General features: G+C 46.9%; 22 protein-coding genes. 16 read left to right on the top strand and 6 right to left on the bottom strand.

What is annotated here, in order from left to right; all coding sequences use genetic code 11:
• Positions 1-2: 2 nt before the first annotated feature.
• From AC4E8B_RS24035 to AC4E8B_RS24020, 4 genes are all read right to left on the bottom strand, one after another.
• The gene (locus AC4E8B_RS24035; protein WP_490216070.1) at positions 3-779 is read right to left on the bottom strand and encodes an ABC transporter ATP-binding protein; all 777 of its coding nucleotides are present in this window, start codon (positions 777-779) and stop codon (positions 3-5) included.
• Positions 780-1422: 643 nt separating this feature from the next.
• The gene (locus AC4E8B_RS24030) at positions 1423-2031 is read right to left on the bottom strand and encodes a lysozyme inhibitor LprI family protein (RefSeq protein WP_490216069.1); all 609 of its coding nucleotides are present in this window, start codon (positions 2029-2031) and stop codon (positions 1423-1425) included.
• A gap of 192 nt (positions 2032-2223) precedes the next feature.
• On the bottom strand, positions 2224-3495 hold the full coding sequence (locus tag AC4E8B_RS24025; RefSeq protein ID WP_490216068.1) for an MFS transporter: 1272 nt from the start codon (positions 3493-3495) through the stop codon (positions 2224-2226).
• A gap of 52 nt (positions 3496-3547) precedes the next feature.
• Positions 3548-4090, bottom strand: coding sequence for a recombinase family protein (locus AC4E8B_RS24020; RefSeq protein ID WP_490216067.1), 543 nt, complete (start codon positions 4088-4090; stop codon positions 3548-3550).
• A 157-nt stretch (positions 4091-4247) separates the two neighbouring features.
• Between AC4E8B_RS24020 and AC4E8B_RS24015 the strand changes: the two genes are divergently transcribed.
• The 3 genes from AC4E8B_RS24015 (at position 4248) to AC4E8B_RS24005 (ending at position 6724) form a co-directional block, all read left to right on the top strand.
• Positions 4248-5711 carry a SulP family inorganic anion transporter gene (locus AC4E8B_RS24015; protein ID WP_490216066.1) on the top strand — a complete coding sequence of 488 codons (1464 nt, stop codon included), beginning with the start codon at positions 4248-4250 and terminating at the stop codon, positions 5709-5711.
• Positions 5712-5729: 18 nt separating this feature from the next.
• A complete protein-coding gene (locus AC4E8B_RS24010) occupies positions 5730-6146 on the top strand; it encodes a universal stress protein (protein WP_490216065.1) in 417 nt (138 codons plus the stop codon).
• A gap of 158 nt (positions 6147-6304) precedes the next feature.
• Positions 6305-6724, top strand: a complete 420-nt coding sequence (locus AC4E8B_RS24005) for a universal stress protein (RefSeq protein WP_490216064.1) — start codon at positions 6305-6307, stop codon at positions 6722-6724.
• Positions 6725-6779: 55 nt separating this feature from the next.
• On the opposite strand, the gene AC4E8B_RS24000 is transcribed toward AC4E8B_RS24005, so the two are convergent.
• Positions 6780-7472 carry an LrgB family protein gene (locus tag AC4E8B_RS24000; protein WP_490216063.1) on the bottom strand — a complete coding sequence of 231 codons (693 nt, stop codon included), beginning with the start codon at positions 7470-7472 and terminating at the stop codon, positions 6780-6782.
• Positions 7460-7846 (bottom strand): CidA/LrgA family holin-like protein, encoded by a 387-nt coding sequence (locus AC4E8B_RS23995; RefSeq protein WP_490216062.1) that lies wholly within the window; start codon positions 7844-7846, stop codon positions 7460-7462. The genes AC4E8B_RS24000 and AC4E8B_RS23995 overlap by 13 nt, the downstream gene beginning before the upstream one ends.
• 159 nt (positions 7847-8005) lie before the next feature.
• Between AC4E8B_RS23995 and AC4E8B_RS23990 the strand changes: the two genes are divergently transcribed.
• From AC4E8B_RS23990 to AC4E8B_RS23930, 13 genes are all read left to right on the top strand, one after another.
• Positions 8006-8443 (top strand): MarR family winged helix-turn-helix transcriptional regulator, encoded by a 438-nt coding sequence (locus tag AC4E8B_RS23990; protein WP_490216061.1) that lies wholly within the window; start codon positions 8006-8008, stop codon positions 8441-8443.
• 117 nt (positions 8444-8560) lie between these two features.
• Entirely contained in the window at positions 8561-9361 is an 801-nt protein-coding gene (locus AC4E8B_RS23985; RefSeq protein ID WP_490216060.1) for a hypothetical protein, read from the top strand.
• Positions 9362-9588: 227 nt separating this feature from the next.
• Positions 9589-10779 carry a YhgE/Pip domain-containing protein gene (locus AC4E8B_RS23980; RefSeq protein ID WP_490216059.1) on the top strand — a complete coding sequence of 397 codons (1191 nt, stop codon included), beginning with the start codon at positions 9589-9591 and terminating at the stop codon, positions 10777-10779.
• Between the two features lie 45 nt (positions 10780-10824).
• Positions 10825-11364 (top strand): PadR family transcriptional regulator, encoded by a 540-nt coding sequence (locus tag AC4E8B_RS23975; protein ID WP_490216058.1) that lies wholly within the window; start codon positions 10825-10827, stop codon positions 11362-11364.
• Positions 11365-11482: 118 nt separating this feature from the next.
• Positions 11483-11779, top strand: a complete 297-nt coding sequence (locus AC4E8B_RS23970) for a nucleotidyltransferase family protein (RefSeq protein ID WP_426874211.1) — start codon at positions 11483-11485, stop codon at positions 11777-11779.
• Entirely contained in the window at positions 11772-11993 is a 222-nt protein-coding gene (locus AC4E8B_RS23965) for a HepT-like ribonuclease domain-containing protein (RefSeq protein WP_490216057.1), read from the top strand. Before AC4E8B_RS23970 ends, AC4E8B_RS23965 begins: the two co-directional genes overlap by 8 nt.
• Positions 11981-12085 carry a HepT-like ribonuclease domain-containing protein gene (locus tag AC4E8B_RS23960; protein ID WP_490216056.1) on the top strand — a complete coding sequence of 35 codons (105 nt, stop codon included), beginning with the start codon at positions 11981-11983 and terminating at the stop codon, positions 12083-12085. The genes AC4E8B_RS23965 and AC4E8B_RS23960 overlap by 13 nt, the downstream gene beginning before the upstream one ends.
• A 203-nt stretch (positions 12086-12288) precedes the next feature.
• On the top strand, positions 12289-13164 hold the full coding sequence (locus AC4E8B_RS23955) for an SMP-30/gluconolactonase/LRE family protein (RefSeq protein WP_490216055.1): 876 nt from the start codon (positions 12289-12291) through the stop codon (positions 13162-13164).
• 612 nt (positions 13165-13776) lie between these two features.
• Entirely contained in the window at positions 13777-15231 is a 1455-nt protein-coding gene (gene treP / locus AC4E8B_RS23950) for a PTS system trehalose-specific EIIBC component (RefSeq protein WP_490216054.1), read from the top strand.
• 77 nt (positions 15232-15308) lie between these two features.
• Positions 15309-16025, top strand: coding sequence for a trehalose operon repressor (gene treR / locus AC4E8B_RS23945; RefSeq protein ID WP_490216053.1), 717 nt, complete (start codon positions 15309-15311; stop codon positions 16023-16025).
• Positions 16026-16162: 137 nt separating this feature from the next.
• Positions 16163-17167 (top strand): TRAP transporter substrate-binding protein, encoded by a 1005-nt coding sequence (locus AC4E8B_RS23940; protein WP_490216052.1) that lies wholly within the window; start codon positions 16163-16165, stop codon positions 17165-17167.
• A gap of 15 nt (positions 17168-17182) precedes the next feature.
• Positions 17183-17728 (top strand): TRAP transporter small permease, encoded by a 546-nt coding sequence (locus AC4E8B_RS23935; RefSeq protein ID WP_490216051.1) that lies wholly within the window; start codon positions 17183-17185, stop codon positions 17726-17728.
• Positions 17725-19020 (top strand): TRAP transporter large permease, encoded by a 1296-nt coding sequence (locus AC4E8B_RS23930; RefSeq protein WP_490216050.1) that lies wholly within the window; start codon positions 17725-17727, stop codon positions 19018-19020. The genes AC4E8B_RS23935 and AC4E8B_RS23930 overlap by 4 nt, the downstream gene beginning before the upstream one ends.
• The last annotated feature ends 98 nt before the right edge of the window (positions 19021-19118 follow it).

Below are 19118 nucleotides of genomic sequence, written 5' to 3'. Positions count from 1 at the left end.
CCTTACATCTCCCCTACAATCGAAACAAACCTAGCACCCAGTTCCTTATGCTCGCTGAATCCTGTCAGCTGGTTGAAAATCTGCTCAAGCGAGCCTTCCGTCTTTTGCTGCAGCTCTTCAAAGGTGCCATCAGCAGCAATCCTGCCGTCATGAAGGAGAATGATGCGGCTGCTGATTTTTTCGACCACATCCATAATGTGAGAAGAGTAGAAAATCGTTTTACCCTGCACGGCAAGCTGGGCCATGATCTCTTTAAAAATCATCACACTGTTCGCATCCAGGCCATTGATGGGCTCATCAAAAAATAAGAGGTCCGGATTATGCAATAAGCTCGAAATAATGAGCAGCTTCTGCCGCATCCCCTTCGAATAAGAAGCAATCCTGGAATAATAGACCTCGCCTATGCCGAACAGCTCCATCAGGGTCTTTGCTTTATAACTGGCAAGGTCAGAATCGATTCCGTACAGCTCGCCGATAAAGGTTAGATACTCATGGCCAGTCAGATTGTCGTATACCTCGGCAATCTCCGGCACATAGCCGATTTTCCTTTTATAATCAATCTTTCCATCCGATATATCCTGGCCGAAGATCTTCACCTCGCCTGAATACCCGTCCTCAATTCCCAGCATAATTTTCACAGTCGTACTCTTTCCAGCACCATTCGGGCCGATGTAGCCAATGATCTCCCCGCGTTTTACCTGAAAAGAAACGCCATTCAGCACCGGTTTGGATCCATAGCTCTTCTTCAAATCCTCAATCTCTAATATGATGTCTTCCATACCCCTAACCCCATTTCAAAATAATTCCATTTAGTATTAGTGTAACATTAGGTGCTGGGGGGCTAAAGGGTCGATTGGGAATTGTTCCATTTTTTCGGTTGTTTACGATCTTAGAAGGATGCTATTGAACGAGTTGAGCAAGGGGACTTTGGGTTGGAAAGTGCGGGAGGAAGTCCTGTAAGAGGCATTTAGAAGAGGACTTTACTGACCCAGAGTGCCTCGATGAACCGGTATGAGTCACTCAAGAGAGTGAATGCCCACTCCAGAGTGCCTCAGAGAACCGATATGAGTCACTCAAGAGAGAGACCCCTGCCCCAGAGTGCCTCAGAGAACCGGTATGAGTCACTCAAGAGAGAGAATGCTCACTCCAGAGTGCCTCAGAGAACCGGTATGAGTCACTCAAGAGAGAGATTTCCGCCCCAGAGTGCCTCAAAGAACCGGTATGAGTCACTCAAGAGAGGGATTCCTGCTCCAGAGTGCCTCAGAGAACCGATATGAGTCACTCAAGAGAGAGACCCCCTGCCCCAGAGTACCTCAAAGAACCGGTATGAGGGATCTCAAAAAAACAAAAAAGGCATTGCTCAGCGCAATGCCTTAGGATACTTCCTTTTTTCAGTTTATCAGCAATCCCGCCAAGGAAGAATCAGTTCATATAAATTTCGACCAGCTCATAGCATCTTTCTTCTGTGAGATTGGCCAGGACAGCGACATATTCTAAATGTTCCTGTGTACCGCCTTCATATTTGAGGGATGCCTCCAATGCGCGGGCGTCACGTTCCTTTAGCCAATCGCGCTGTTCTTCCCTTAAGGACTCCATCTCTTCTGCCGGAAGCTGCTCTTGTAGAGCTCCATAAATCTCATTCAGTCTGTCATCCCAGATTTCCCAACGGTCATTTTCTACTTTCTTCAATGCGTATGTTGATGAATCTGCTGCTTCTAATGCGTCTGCTTCTTTTTTGCTGGCATTCAGTTTTTGGAGGTACTCATCCTTCAGGCTATCTTCGGCTTCATTAGCAGGAGGGTCTTCTTCTTTTTCAGATGATGTGTCATCTGTATTGGTGCTGCCGGTATTTGAATCATCTTCTGCGGAGTCTGTACCAGAAGATTCGTGCTCTGCATGTTGAGACGAATCATTATTTTGCTGCTTCTCGGACTCATCATTTGATACACCAGATGAGCTTTCACAAGCCGCTAATAGCAGTACTGATAAAACAGCAAAAATGGCTATGTAATGTTTGATTTTGTTTTTCATGTTAAAAAGTCCTCCTCTTTCAATTTCCTGACTTATTATGGCGTCCGATTAATAGACTTGGCCTGCCTATTATACTGTAACATTATTCCTTTTATCAGGAAAATCGGCGGGGGACCTGATTCCAAATACCGCTAAAAAGCCTGCCTTTCATTAAGAAAAGCAGGCTTTGATATGGCAATATGCGGCACTGTCTTAAACCGAATAGGTCTGCTCCGATTTCACAGGCTTGCGCGCCAGCAATGAACTGAATATAGCAAGCAGCGGCAAAATCAGGGTCAGATACAATATTTGCTGATAACCGCCGAACAGGTCGAACGCAAAACCGAAAGGAAGGGGGCCGAGTGCCGAGCCGATGACGGTTACGGTCATGGCAGTTCCTTTAATGCTGCCAAGTGACTGCCTGCCGAAGTAGCTGGGCCACACATAATTGAGGGCGATCCTCTCAAAACCGCCGCTGATGCCCCACAGCACCCCGAAAATGATGGCAACCGTGACGTTTTTGGCGAACAGCAATATCAGAATAAAAATGATTTCCCCAAAGAAAATGCCTGCGAGGACATAATTCACTTTTACTTTATCAAGAATGAAGCCGGCTGCGAGTGTAATCGGAAAGCCGATGATAGCCATCAGGCTTAAAACCACCGCTGCCAAACCAGGGGATAGATTCTGGACCCCGAAGATGGATATAAGATGGAAGGTAAGTCCTGTATTGACTAATGCCGGTATGGACACACAGAACAAGAGCATCCAGAAAGCTTTGGTTTTCATGGCTTCCTTCAAGGTCCAATTTTCCTCTAGATCGCTCTCAGCCATATCTGTCTGCTCACCTGGTTTCAGGACCGGCTTCTGCCGTCCGTCCGGCAGGAGGCCGATATCTTCAGGCTTGTTCCTGATTAAAAGAAAGGCGAGCGGAACAAAAATGACCAGGAGGGCGACTCCCCACACACGCCAGGAAAAGCTCCATCCCCATGTATTGACCAGCCAGGCATTCAGCGGCGGGAAAAGGGCGGAGCTGGTGAAGCCACCCAGGGCCATCAGACTTAACGCCTTTCCCCGATTCTGGATGAACCATTGAGGCACAAGTGTGTTGGGGATGAGGGACATAGAACCCTGCCCGAGCAGTCTTATCAAGAAGAAACCGACAAAAAGCATGGCCGTATTGGCTACAAGGCTGTTCCAAAAACAGGCCAGTGCCAGGCTGAACCCAACAGCCACCGCCATCTTGCGCTGCCCATGCCGGTCAATGAAGCGTCCCACAAAAAACATGCACAGACCTGCACAAAGAGTAGCTGCAGAGTAGACCGCTGAAACCTGTGAACGGCTCCATCCGAAATCACGTATATAAGAATCAATAAAAACAGAAACAGAATAGGTCTGCCCAGGGCCGGAGAAAAACACGCCAAGGGCAGCCACAAAGACAATGACCCAGCCGTAATAGATGCCCTGGAACCTTTCTTTTATCATTGAAAATCCCCCTGTCCTCATGAAGTCCCGAAAGATGGCGGAATAAAGGGGATCAGCTTTCTAAGTATCGGTAAAGAGTTGATTTGCTGATGCCGGTCTCTTCCTTGATTTCCTTCAGGCTGTATTGCTTGCTCTGATACATGTCAATGGCGCGCCGGACGTTTTCATCTGCCTTGCGGGGCCTTCCGGCGACGTTGCCTTTTTCCTTGGCTGCCAAAAGCCCCTGTTTCGTTTTTTCGCTTTTGACATCGCTTTGAAACTCAACGAGATGCCTGGTTATGTAAAGAAAAGAATACCCGGCAGGATTGCCTGTATCAATATTTTCCTCGAGTGAGAAAATAAAAGCACTCTTTGAATTGATTTCTTCCAGCAATTCAACAAGGTGGCGCGAGGAATCTGCCAGGCTGAATAACCTGGTGACCATGATTTTGTCGCCAGGCTTAAGCCCTTCCAGCAGGGAGTCCAGCTGCAACCGTCTTTTGGGTGATGCATGCTCTTCCGCCAAAAGGATTTCACAGCCTGCTTCCTGCAGTGTCTTTCTTTGATTTTCACAATTCTCATCGCCTTGAAGAGGCCTCATATATCCGATCAGCATGATTTTTCTCCTTTAATGAAAGGTTTACAATCAGCATAACACATTGTGATTTCGTAAATAAAGGTTCAAAATGGTTCCTTTTTAGGACTATTCATGCTAGACTGTCTTAGTTGAGTTTTGGTTATTTATTATCTTTATATATATAGGAGGATCTAAATTGGTCGAAAAACTTAAGAAAGAATGGTTTTCAAACGTAAGGGCGGATATTCTTGCTGGCATCGTCGTTGCACTTGCCCTGATTCCGGAAGCTATCGCCTTTTCCATTATAGCAGGTGTAGACCCGATGGTGGGTCTGTACGCTTCCTTCTCCATCGCCGTCATCATCGCCTTTGTGGGCGGCAGGTCCGGGATGATATCAGCGGCCACTGGGGCAATGGCCCTATTGATGGTTCCGCTTGTCAAAGAGCATGGATTGGATTATCTTCTGGCAGCCACTATTTTGACAGGTGTCCTGCAGATCATTTTCGGGGTATTAAAAGTTGCCAAGCTGATGAAATTCATCCCGAGAGCCGTCATGATCGGGTTCGTCAATGCACTGGCCATCTTGATTTTCATGGCGCAGGTGCCGCACTTCCTGGGCATTTCCACAATGACTTATGTCTTTGTCGCGATTACACTTGTTATTGTTTATGTACTTCCAAGGTTCCTGAAGTCTATCCCGGCACCTTTGATTGCCATCGTTGCTTTGACAGCCGTAGCAATCTACTCAGGTACAGAGCTGAGAACTGTAGGCGATTTAGGGACTATCACACAGTCACTGCCTTCCTTCTTCATCCCTGATGTACCATTCAGCTTTGAAACACTGGCCATTATTTTTCCATACTCGTTAGCTCTATCTATTGTAGGTTTGCTTGAGTCACTGCTAACAGCTTCGATCGTCGATGATATGACAGGGACTGAAAGCAATAAAAATAAAGAATCCAGGGGCCAGGGGATTGCAAACCTGGTGAATGGCTTCTTTGGCGGCATGGCAGGGTGTGCGATGATCGGTCAGTCTGTCATCAATGTCAAATCAGGCGGAAGAGGGAGATTATCCACCCTCATTGCTGGTCTTTTCCTGATGTTCCTCATCATTGTCCTGGGAGACCTGGTCGTTCAGATCCCGATGCCGGTGCTAGTCGGAATTATGATCATGGTATCGATCGGAACATTTGACTGGAGCTCATTCGCTTATCTGCGGAAAGCGCCAAGAACAGATGCGGTGGTCATGCTTGCAACAGTTGCCATTGTTGTTGCCACCCACGACCTCTCAAAGGGCGTTCTGGCAGGAGTGGTCCTCAGTGCCGTCTTCTTTGTCTGGAAAATATCAACTGTCAGGCTGGTTAAAAGAACAGAAAAACAGAAAGTGGTATATGAAGTCGAAGGTCAATTGTTCTTTGCTTCTGTAGAAAGCTTTCTTGATTCATTGGATTTTACAGCTCAAAATGAAGCAATCGTTTTGGATTTCACCAATGCCCATATCTGGGATGACTCAGCCGTGGGGGCCATAGATAAGGCTGTTTTCAAATTCAGGGAAAACCATAATGACGTACAAGTCATCAACCTGAATGCAGCGAGCAAGAAGCTGGTCGATAAGCTGGCTGCCTTCCAAGATCCCAATGCAAAAATATCGGCACATTAAAGGAAAAGGGGAATAAATATGTACAAGAGGATTCTGCTTGCCATTGACGGGTCAGAGCATTCAGAAAGAGCCACAGACCAAGCTGCCAGCCTGGCAGAACTGTCCGGTGCATCGATAGAAATCGTCTATGTTGCCGACTATTCCAAAGCCATGAACGACGTCCTCCATACTCAAAGCAAAGAGGACCTTGACCTTGCCAGGCGGGAAAAGCTTCTGCCATTTGAAGAAAAGCTGGAGGCGCTCGGCATTTCCTTCAGTGTCAAGATCCTTCATGGCGAACCCGGTCCTGCAATCGTGGACTATGCCAATTCTTCTAATGCTGACCTGGTTGTCATCGGAAGCCGCGGACTGAATGCTCTCCAGGAAATGGTTCTCGGGAGTGTCAGCCATAAAGTCGTCAAAAGGGCCGACTGCCCTGTACTTATCGTAAAATAAAACAGACGCCCTCCAGTCCGGAGGGCAATATTTCCTTTTTTATTCTGAACCATGGCTATTCATATAAGAAATAGATATAATCATAAATAAATTGCAGGAAAGGCTTTATCCTTCACAAAAATGAAAGCGTTATCATCTTAATATCAGGAGGTTATCATATGTACCAAAAGATATTATTAGCAACAGATGGATCAGAGCACAGTAAAAGGGCTGCTGAAAATGCCATCCATATCGCCAAATGCAGTGCAGGTTCCAAGATTGAAATCGTCTATGTCGCCGACCCTGATAAAGCCAAGTCGGAAACGCTGAGCCACTGGAATTCTGCCAATCTTGGCGAGGGAAAAAAGAAGCGGCTTGCCGAGGTTGAAAAGCTTGCAAAGGAATCCGGAGTACAGTATGAAATTATTGTACTGGATGGTGAACCGGGTCCCTGCATTGTCGATTATGCCAATAAAAATAAAGCTGATATCGTGATCATTGGAAGCAGGGGGCTGAATGTCCTGCAGGAATTCGTCCTTGGAAGTGTGAGCCATAAGGTTGCCAAGCGGGCGGCCTGCCCGGTGCTGATTGTGAAGTAAGCTGCGGCTTTGCACATAAAAAAACCTGCCTTCCAAATGGATAAGCAGGCTTTCTTTAAATATGGAACAGCCACACAACAACTGGACCGAACACGGATCCAAGAAGGGCGCATAGAGTCATCGAAACGGAGCTCATGGAGACGCTGACTTCGCCGTACTCGGACGCTTTTGAAGTTCCGAGCCCGTGTGAGGCGCTGCCGAGTGCGATGCCGCGGCCAAGCGAGGAGCGGATCCGGACCCACTTGATGATAGAGGGGCCTAATAGGACACCTGAGAAGCCGGCAAGTGTGACAAAGATGACGGTCATGGAAGGGATGCCTCCGATGCCGTCTGCGATTTGCATGGCGACGGGCGTGGTGATCGATTTAGGGATGAGCGACAGGATGAGCTCGTGGTTCATCCCGAGCAGCATCGCAAACAGCATGCCGGTGATCATCCCGGTGAACAGGCCAGTGAACACACCGCCAAGGACCGGCAGGCTGTATTTCTTCAAAACTTCCCGCTGGGTATAAAGCGGATAGGCAAGGGCGGTCACAGCCGGACCAAGCAGGAAGTGGATCCATTTCCCGCCTGTCATATACTCTTTATACGGCACATGAAGTCCTGCAAGCAGGGCGACAATAATGATGGTCGAAGTCAGGACAGGAATGAATACAGGATAAGAGTATCGCTTATATACAGAAGCCATCACCATATAGATGGTGATGGTCGAGAAAATCATCAGGATTGCGATGATCATGCTTTGCACGCTCGTTTCTCCTTTCGTTTATCAGCTCGGCTTTCTAAAAACTGGCTCATCAGGCCTGCAGCAGCAATCGTGGCAATCGTACTCACGACAACGATGGCAGCCAGGACCGCTCCAGTGGCAGAAAGCAGGCTCGGATAATTGACGACACCGGCCATCGACGGGATGAACAGGAGAGGCAGGATTGACAGCAGAAAGCTTGCTCCGTCTTTCACAAAGATGACCGGCACAATATGGAGCAGTAAACAGGCAAGCAGCAGCAAGAGTCCGATGATGCTGCCTGGTATTGGTATATGAAAAGCCTGCTGGATCACATCACCCGTAAAGGTGAAAGCGTATAGTACACAGATTTGGAGGACAATTTGCAGCCATTTCATGATAGTTATAGCCGTTCTGGAAAATAAGAACAGCGTTCCTCCTTTCAAAATCACTTTACTTTTCAGATAAATGTTTGTATAGTACAAGTATATATTTGTATTATACAAGCATTTTAAGCTTTGTCAATCTATGTGCCACTCATACTAGGAGATGAAAGCATGTCAAAAGAGAAACAAAAAGATGTTGAATTAATAGAATACGAATTGGCAACCTTCATCCGCAAGGCAGTCTACCTTGAGCAGTCCGAAAAAAAGATCGGCCAGCTGGAGCGCTCAGCCTACCTGCTGCTCAGACAGCTTGATGAATTTGGCCCAGCCCGCGTTAAAGAGCTTGCTGAAGCTTTTAAGCTTGATATCTCGACACTGTCCAGACAGGCTGCATCACTTGAATCAAAAGACCTTATCAAGCGCTGTTCCGATCCAAAGGATGGCAGAGTAAGCGTATTTTCAATTACAAACCTCGGAAAAGAAAAACTGGAAGCAGATATCGCAAACCGAAGGGCCCATTATTCCAAGGTTCTAAAGAACTGGACAGAAGAAGAAAAGAAGATGTTCGGAAAGCTGATTGTCCGGCTCAATACTTCGTTCTTTGAGTAGATGCATAAAACTGCTGCTAAAAAAGTAAGCGCATCCATCAGGGGAGCCGAAAAGGAATTTCCATCTGCTTCCTCTTTGATATAATAAGAGAAAAAGAGTAAAAAAAGAGGGAATTCCATGCGCCTTTATAAAACATCACCATACCTGATGCTTGCCGGCCTGATCTGCCTGCTGGGCGACGGAATATGGATAATCAGCAGCTATGAAGACCCTGCGCCTTATCCGCCTGCAGCCTATCTGTGGCTCTTTGCCGGAGCTTTTCTCATGCTCATATCTTTTACTTTTATGGAAGTGATGAAGGGGAAGGCCGGCGGAAGCAGTTCAGGCTTTCGTGCAACAAGAAAAGATGTGAGGGAATATCTCCTGCCCTTAGCGGCAAAGGCACAAAACGGAGACAAGCGTATTTGGGCTTTGCTGATTGCCGTGATAATCATCCTGGCTGCGGTCTTTTTTGCCTTTCCGGGTTTTCCGCTGCTCGATGTAGTTTTCACAGTGATTCCGGCAGCTGCTGGAGCCGGCTTCGTTCTATATATGGCGAAAGCCGAACCTGAGGAAGATGATGAACCAGGCAAAGCTTACCGCTGGCTGCGCTTCATTGATTATCGCAGGCATCCGTTCAGCCTCGCCCTCCTGGTATTCATTCTAATGGCCCTGTCATTGCTTTTATCCAAGAAATACGAAATCAGCCTTGTGATTGACCAGGAGGGCTACAGCCCTTATGCCACCTCGCTCAGGACAGAATTCCATCTCAATGCCGCTCTCCTGGTGTCCTGTGCCTGCCTGTATATCAACCAGCACGCCCCATTTCTCGGCTTTCATCAAAAAAACAGCAGCCACCTGGTCGTTGTCGGAATTCACTTTATGGAGATTCTGGTCTGCGGTGTTGGATTGTTTGTGCTGATTTTGAGCTGGTTTTAGGGGGCGGTTTTAAACATATCTGGAGGGAAATTGCCCTGATCTAATTAAATACTTTTAAAAGACTGCAAGCTGCGTTTCACTACGCCAAGCATGCAGTCTTTTTTATATTCCCATGTTGACTTTCCCAAATAGATACAATAAACTAGCAAAGTACTCTAATTAAAGTACTTTTAATAAAGTGATTTAATAAAAGTCATATAACCCTTATAGAAGGAAGGAAAGCAATAATGAAGTTCACACAGTTCCTAAAAACACGAGGGGCCATCGCATCGATTTTCATGGGAATTTTTTATGCCGCTGCAATGCTTGGCATCTTTCTCCCAGGCTATTCTGCAATTCCAGGGAATGTCGATCAAATGCCTATTGCGATTGTGAATGAAGATGCTGGCGCTTATGGTGCAAAGATTGCAGGACAGCTCCAGGAGAATCTGCCTTTTAAAGAAATTGAAACAGATATAAGCAATAAGCAGGCCATTAAAGACCTGAATCATAATGATCTGGCTTTAGTCGTGCGAATCCCGGAAACCTTCTCTGCGGATCTGCAGAAAGGCGAGGGATCGACAGGCATTGATTTTACAATTAATGAAGCTTCGGCCACTACTGTTTCTTCCACTATGAAATCTGTCGTCGGTGAAATTAACAATCAGCTGCGCAGCCAGTTCTCACAGCAAACCGCACAGGGTGTCCTGATGAACTTTAATCTGCCGGAAGACCAGGCTGCAGAGATGGCTAAGAAAATAGAAACAGCTTATAGCGGAAATGTCATTTCTATCAATAAGATTCCAGCTGGCATGAATAATAATATGCTGCCGATGTTCCTGACAATGGCCGGCTATGTTGGTGCGATGATTGGTGCTATGCAGCTGGTTGCTGCTTTCAGGGAAAGCCGAGGCAAAGCAAGCAAAACCAGGCTGTTCCTTTATGTACAATTAACAGCACTTCTGATTGCCGTTGTATCATCGGCTGTTGCCGTCGGAGTGGCTTATTTGGTCAATGAGCCAAGCGGCGATCTGTTCTTCGGCATCGCCGGCCAGCAGATTCTGAACTATATGGTCTGCTTCAACTTCACGGCAGTTCTGATCTTCCTCATCGGGGAAGGGGGCATGGTCTTGAACCTGCCGATCCTGCTGATGCAGACACTAGCAAATGGCGCTACCATCTCACGGGAAATGATGTATGCTCCGTTCCAATGGATGAGCCATATTTCCCCGATGTATTATTCCGTCCAGGCTTACATGGCCAATATGTACAGCAGCATCAGCCCAAGCCCGTACCTCTGGTCAATGGCCGCAATAGGAGGGGCTGCGATGCTGATCAATATTGCCATTGTTGCGTTCCTTCACAAACCGGCGCCAGTCGGGGTTCCAGAGTTTGATGCAGGTGATGCTCTCAAGGCTGCAGGTGAAGTCACCGCCTAGTTTTGCTATGATAAGAAGAAGAGTCTTCTTGCAGGAGGATATAATATGTCCATTCAAATTTTCATCCTAAGCAAACTGATGGAGGATAATAATTATCCGTATAAATTAAAAAAGCAGCTTTCCGAACCGATCCCGCTCGATCAGCTGAGCGGGCTGACGGAAAGCAAGCTGTACTACCACTTCGATACATTGGCGAAGCAGGGCCTCATTGAGACAGTCGAAATCATCAAAGAGGAACATCGCCCTGATAAGCAGGTTTTCGGCATCACAGCTAAAGGCCGCGAAGAATTGCCGAAGAAAATCTACAAGGAATTCGAGAAATCAACCCAAATCGGGGAGATGGTCGTCGCGATCGCCAATATCAAATATGTGGAGCGCGGCAAGGTCATCACTATCCTGGAGAAAAAGCTCGACGCCATCAAGGCCCGCTGGGAGCAGATCAGCAGCATAGACGCCGAGCAGCATGTCGGCGAGGCGCATCAGAACATCAGGGAATTCATGGAAGGCTATGTTTCAACCAGGATGGAACATACGATTTACTGGCTGGAGGAGCTGATACGGCGGGTGGAGCGGAAGGAAATTTGATGGTTCCGTGAAAGGGAAAAGTCTTGTTTTGTGCAAGGCTTTTTCTTATGTCTGAAGAATAAATAAAGTTAGTGATGCTATAATGGAAATGACGAATATCGAAAATGGCGGTGAAATGATGGTATCACAAGTGGAGATTTTAGCTGTTCTGTCTGAAAATCTGGACAAGTGGAAGGAAATGTACGGTGTACAGCGAATTGGCCTTTTCGGTTCATATAGCAGGGGCGAGGAGAAAGAGTCCAGTGATATCGATTTAATTGTAGAATTCAGCAATTCTCACTTATCCTTTGACAATTATATGGATTTGAAGTTTTTTCTTGAAGATACTTTTCAAAAGCCAGTCGATTTAGTCATTATAAATGATATCAAGCCTGCTTTGAAACCAGTCATTTTAGAGGATGCTAAGTATGCATAGGGAACCTAAAGTTTTTCTTGAAGATATTTTAACTGCCTCCACAAGAGTGTTGACATATACAAAAGGGTTGACCTATGACGAATTTTTGGGAAATGATTTGGTCATAGACGCAGTAATAAAAAATATATTGGTGATTGGAGAAGCAGCAAAGAATATCCCGGATAAACTTAAAGAATCAAATCCCATATTGAATGGCGTAAAATGGCTGGGATGAGAGATATGGTGATTCATGGGTATTTTTCAAGAAACTACCTGATCATTTGGGATGTCGTTGAAAAGAAAATTCCTCAGCTTAAGAACAAATAGAGCAACTCTTAGAAATGCTTGATTAGCACTATTCCTAAATAATGAGCTTTCCAGCCAGCTTCTGCTAACAGAAGCTGGCGTTTCTATAAGCTGATCAATAGACTAAGGTTAAGGTTAATAAATTCATTCGTAGTTTCCATCCGCTCCGTCCCGGGAAAGTCTATAATAAAGTAAATTCTATACAATTGATGAGGGGGTTAAGAATGGGAGAAGCAGAATTAGTCCTGGATGCAAAGGCCACGCTTGGCGAGGGCCCATGCTGGGACGCAGAGAAGCAGGTATTATACTGGGTGGATATCAAGGAGAAAAAGGTGAACATCTTCAGCCCGGCTTCAGGAGAAAACCGGGAGATTCAGCTGGATCAGAATATAGGGACGATTGTGCCAAAAAACGCGGAGGAAGCGGTGGTGGCGCTGGAGGATGGCCTTTATCTTCTTAACCTCGATACAGAGAAGCTCACTTTACTAAAGGAACTAGAGAGCGATATTCCCTCTAATCGTTTCAATGACGGCAAGTGCGATCCTGCCGGCCGGTTCTGGGCAGGTACGATGGACAAGCAGGGTGCAGGGGCTGAAGGGGCGCTGTACTGTCTGGATACCGATCAGCAAGTTGAGAAAAAGTTAGATCAGCTTGGCATTTCGAATGGCCTCGCGTGGTCACCGGATAACAGGTTCATGTATTTTATTGATACACCAACAAAAAAGATCAGCCGCTTTGATTTTGACATTGAAACCGGAGCGATTGAAAACCGCACTGAAATCATCAGCTTTCCGGAAGGAGACGGTGCACCGGACGGGATGACGATTGATGGAGAGGGAATGCTGTGGATTGCCCACTATGGCGGCGGCAAGGTGTCGAGATGGAATCCTCATACAGGCAAGCAGCTGTCAGAAATAAAGGTCCCTGCCAAGAATGTGACCTGCTGTACATTTGGGGGCGAGGACTTAAAGGACTTGTACATCACCACTGCAAGAGATGGGCTGAACGAAGAGCAGCAGAAAGATTACCCATTGTCAGGCGGGCTGTTCAGGGTAAAAACGGACATAAAAGGAAGTCCGGCTTATTCTTATAAAGGTTAAAGTCTGAGCTGCCTATAAGGCGGCTTTTTTAAGTTTCCAGCTTGCAACTATATAAGCCATCTTAATAATTCTTAATAAATTCCCTAATAAATTCTTCAGGTTTTGAATTTATGCTAAAGGTATAAATTCGACAGATGGAGTGAAGCGAAATGAAGGGGCATGTATTTCTGCAGCAATATTTGAAGCACCCAAGAAAAGTTGGGGCACTCTTGCCAAGCTCGGGCTATCTGGCTGAAAAGATGGGTGCTAGATGAAGGAACTAAAGCCCTCTAATTCAAAAAAAGAGAAACAGAGGGTGCCAGATGAAGACACGAAGGTCCTCTGATTTAAAAAAAGAGAAATAGAGGGTGCCAGATGAAGGAACTAAGGCCCTCTGATACAAAAAAAGAGAAACAGAGGGTGCCAGCAGAACGAACTAAAGCCCTCTAATTCAAAAAAAGAGAACCAGAGGGTTCCAGTAAAGAAACAGTCCCCATTATCCCGGCAAAAAAGATTGTGTTGACAAACTTGTATATATAAGTTAAATTTTAAAAGAGCTCAGTATTTGTATATACAAGTTAATGAAAGCGCTGTTATATATTCATGCTGATTATAAAATATGGGGGAATACCTATGACAAAATATACAGGCCCTGCAAATGAGCTGCTGGAGCATATCGGCGGCCGGGACAATATTGCAGCGGTGACACATTGTGTGACACGCATGCGCTTTGTCCTGAATGATCCATCCAAGGCTGATATCGAAAAAATTGAAAACATTAAGCTTGTAAAAGGAACCTTCACACAAGCAGGCCAATTCCAGGTAGTAATCGGCAATGAAGTTTCCAGCTTTTATAATGAATTTACGAAGATTGCCGGTGTAGAAGGCACTTCAAAAGAGGAAGCCAAAACAGCGGCCAAGCAAAACCAGAATTTGCTTCAGCGGATGATGGGGCATATGGCAGAGATATTTACACCACTGATTCCTGCCCTTGTTGTCGGCGGTTTGATTCTCGGCTTCCGAAATGTAATCGGTGACATTAAGCTCGTAGAAGATGGCACCAAGACCATTGTTGAGATATCCCAGTTCTGGGCTGGCGTCCATGCTTTCCTTTGGCTGATCGGCGAAGCGATATTCCACTTCCTTCCTGTCGGGATCACCTGGTCTGTCGCCAAGAAGATGGGAGCATCCCAGATCCTTGGAATCGTCCTTGGTATTACATTAGTATCTCCTCAGCTGCTGAATGCCTATGGCGTTGCCGGGGCAGGGGCAGGAGATATCCCGCAATGGGACTTCGGGTTTGCCCAGATTGATATGATCGGCTATCAGGCACAGGTCATCCCTGCGATTCTGGCTGGTCTGACGTTAGGCTTTTTGGAAACAAGATTGCGCAAAGTGGTTCCGAACTCTATCTCAATGATTGTCGTGCCTTTCCTTGCATTGGTGCCGACTGTATTGATAGCGCATACAGTGCTCGGCCCTATCGGCTGGCAGATTGGTTCAGCAATATCAGATGTTGTTTATTCAAGCCTGACTTCTTCATTCGGTTGGCTGTTTGCAGCAGTGTTTGGCTTTGTGTACGCACCGCTGGTCATTACCGGCCTGCATCATATGACAAATGCCATTGACCTTCAGCTGATGAGTGAGCTGGGCGGAACGAATCTATGGCCAATGATCGCTATTTCAAATATTGCTCAAGGCTCTGCCGTATTGGCCATGATCTTCATCAACCGCAAAGATGAAGAAGAAAAGCAGGTTTCCATCCCTGCGGCCATTTCCTGCTACCTTGGTGTAACAGAGCCTGCCATGTTCGGGATCAACCTGAAATACGGATTCCCATTCCTGGCGGCCATGATCGGCTCAATGATTGCCGCGGTTGTCTCAGTAGCAAGCGGCGTCATGGCCAACTCGATCGGTGTTGGCGGACTGCCGGGCATCTTATCCATCCAGGCGCAGTATATTGGCACATTTGCGATCTGCATGATCATCGCGATCGTTGTTCCATTCGTTCTGACAACGATCTTCGCTAAAACAGGGGTAAAGAATTTTACTTTTAAAAAGCAAAAGAAACAGAGTGCAGCTGTCTAACTGCATACAGGAAGGGGGATGGGTTTTCTCCCTTCCTTTTTCTTTGCCCGATAAAATGAAGAATGGAGATTTGTCCAATGAGAAAGAAGTATCTCGATATCTGCCAAAGCCTCACAGAGCAAATCAGGAACGGAAGCATTAAACCGGAAACCTTTCTGCCATCTGAGAATGAAATGGTAAAAGAATATCATGCTTCAAGGGAAACCATTCGAAAAGCTTTGAATCTCCTAGCTCAAAATGGCTATATTCAAAAAATCAGGGGAAAAGGATCCATGGTCCTCAACACTTCCAAATTCGACTTCCCTGTGTCCGGGCTGGTCAGCTTCAAGGAGCTGGCAGGCAAGATGAGCGAAGCCCCCGAAACCATCCTGAACGGCTTGAATCTCGGGAAAGCCGGCGGGTTCATTCAAAAAGAATTGCAGCTGGAGGAAGGCGATCTGGTCTGGGACGTACTGAGAACAAGGAAGATGGGAGGAGAAAGGATTATTCTCGACCGCGACTATCTGGCCGGGAAGCATGTTCCCCATCTAACCCGGGAAATCTGTACAAACTCAATCTATGAGTATCTTGAAAAAGATTTGAACCTGAACATCAGCTTTGCCAAAAAGGAAATTGTCGTGGAGGAACCAACCGATGAAGACCGATCCCTTCTGGACCTCGAGGGCTTCCAGAATGTAGTGGTCATCAGAAGCCATGTCTACCTGAACGATGCCAGCCTTTTTCAGTTCACAGAGTCCAGGCACCGTCCGGACAAATTCCGCTTTACCGACTTTGCCAGAAGAGCTCTCCATTGAATAGTACTATCAAATGCCGGGCATTGCTCCGGTATTTTTTTATGTGCTTTCATAATCCCTTCTGTTTCAATAGTCATATTTTAGGGAATACCTTCAGGAAATAATACAACATTGCATACATAGCTGGAGGGGGATTTATGAAGAATTTTAAGGTGTTTGGCATTATCCTTCTGCTCTTGGCAGGTGTTCTGGCTGGATGTACAGCTCAGGCTGCCGGGGAGGAAGGGACCGTCACATTAAGGCTTGCCCATAATCAGGGCACTACACATCCGATACATACTTCGCTGGTAGAGTTTGCAAGATTGGTAGAAGAAAAGACAGATGGCAGTATGAAGGTCAAAATTTACCCGAGCGGACAGCTTGGCGGGGAGCGCGAGGCACTTGAGCTGACGCAGACGGGTGCGATTGACTTTGCCAAGGTGAGCGCCGGCTCACTTGAAAATTTTTCAGAAGTCTATTCTTTGTTCAGCCTCCCTTATCTATTCGACGATAAAGACCATTTCTATAAAGCGATGAACAGCAGCACTACAAAAGAGGTTTACCAGACTACGACTGATATCGGTCTGAGAGGCCTGACGTTCTATGAGTCAGGCACAAGGAATTTTTACACAAAAAACAAGCCGATTATGCATCCGGATGATCTGAAGGGGCTGAAAATACGGGTACAGCCAAGCCCGACAAACCTGAAGATGCTTGAGCTGATGGGCGGGTCGCCGACGCCGATGTCCTTCGGTGAAGTCTATACTGCTATGCAGCAGGGAGTCATCGATGGCTCGGAAAATAATGAAACAGCATTGACGGATAATAATCACGGAGAGGTAGCAAAGCAGTACAGCTACAGCGAGCATACCATCATCCCGGATATCCTGATTTTCAATGAAAGCAAATGGAAGCAAATGACTGCCGAACAGAAGAAGGCCATAGCAGAAGCAGCTGAAGAGTCATCTTTTTACCATAAAGAGGTTTGGCGGAAAGCAACAGAAAAAGCGATAAAAGACGCTAAGGATATGAATGTCACATTCAGCAGACCGGATAAAGAGCCTTTCATGGAAGCAGTCCAGCCGCTGCATAAGGAGTTTGCAGAAAAGAAATCGACCGGAAAATACTATAAAGAAATCCGGGATATGGCTGAAGGCAATTAAAAGGGGAGAGCAATCATGCAGACTATGAAAAAATGGATCGATCTGAGCATTGGCTTTGTGGCCTGCACCCTCCTGGGTGTGATGGTCCTGATGGCAATCTGGCAAGTGTTCACAAGATATGCCTTGGATTCACCAAGTACAATTTCAGAGGAGTTTCTCCGGTATTCGCTGATATGGGTTTCCATGCTCGGCGGAGCCTATGCCTTCGGAAACAAGAAGCATATCGCCATTGAGTTTATTATAGAAAAGCTGGAAAACAGGAAGAGGCTGGCCGCAGCTATCCTGATTGAGCTGATTGTCCTGGCCTTTGCTGTTTTTGTCATGATCGTCGGCGGGTCTAAAACAGTTGGGATTTCCATGGAGCAGTATTCTGCCGCACTCGGCCTCCCGATGGCCTATATTTATCTGTCCCTGCCGGTGAGCGGCGTCCTGATTGCTGCTTATTCTATGATCTCCATCAGGGAAATCTCCGCAAACAGAAAAGCAGACTTATATTCAGAAGAAGTGGAGACTCCAGAGCCCATACATATTGATAAGGATAGAAAGGAGGGGCTGGGATGACCATCACGGCAGGACTCCTATTGCTGTTTGTGTTCTTTCTTCTCTTATTTTTGGGCGTGCCCATTGCCATCAGCATCGCCGGTGCCTCTCTTGTCACCATGCTGGTTCTGTTTCCTTTTGATATCGCCGTTTTCACAGCAGCGCAAAAGATGGTGGCAGGTTTGGACAGCTTTTCCCTGCTCGCCATCCCGTTCTTCATCCTCTCGGGTGTCATTATGAATAATGGAGGGATCGCCATCCGCCTGATCAATTTTGCGAAGGTCCTTTCCGGGAGGATGCCCGGGTCGCTTGCTCATACGAATGTTGTCGGGAATATGCTGTTCGGCTCAATTTCCGGTTCCTCTGTTGCGGCTGCCGCAGCGATTGGCGGCGTCATGTCGCCACTTCAAAAAAAGGAAGGCTATAACCCGGCGTATTCGGCGGCTGTCAATATCGCTTCGGCACCGACAGGGCTGCTGATCCCGCCAAGCGGCCTGCTGATCGTCTATTCCCTTGTCAGCGGCGGGACTTCAATTGCCGCGCTCTTTATTGCCGGCTATATTCCCGGCATCCTTTGGGGCCTTGCGACCATGGCGGTAGCGTATGTGATTGCGAAGAAAAAGAATTATCCGATTGCACCAAAGATTACGTTCAGCCAGGTGCTGAAGGTATTCCTGGATGCCATACCGAGCCTGCTGCTCGTGTTCATTGTCATCGGCGGAATCATTGCCGGGGTGTTCACGGCAACAGAAGGCGCTGCCATTGCGGTTGCGTATTCGCTTATTCTATCGATGTTCTATCGGACTTTTAAAGTAAAAGATATACCGAAGATGCTGATGGAAACGGTGGAGATGACAGCCATCATCATGCTTCTGATCGCCGCATCGACCATCCTTTCCCTTATCATGGCGTTTACAGGCATTCCGGAGGCCATCAGCAGCGGGATTCTCAGCCTGACCGATAATCCAATCCTGATCCTGCTGCTGATGAACGTCATCCTGCTGGTCATTGGGACGTTCATGGATATCACACCGGCGGTCCTGATATTTACCCCGATCTTCCTGCCGATTGCCACAAGCATCGGGATGGACCCGGTACATTTCGGCATCATGATGTGCCTCAATCTCTGCATCGGAAGCATCACACCTCCGGTCGGAAGCGCCCTGTTCGTCGGATCCAGCGTCGGCAAGGTGAAGATCGAGCAGCTTGTGAAGCCATTGCTTCCATTCTACGCTGCCATCATTGTTGTACTGCTGCTTGTCACTTATATCCCGCAGGTCAGCATGGTGCTGCCGGGGCTGTTTGGTTTATAACATGAAAATGAGCCGCCTGCACTCAGGCGGCTCATTTTTTCCGTATAATTCTAGTCTTTCTCCGGACAATAAGGACATCATCTTTCAGGAGGAAAGAC

This window comes from Bacillus sp. SRL543, from assembly GCF_984799205.1.
This window is presented reverse-complemented; position numbering and strand designations above follow the sequence as displayed.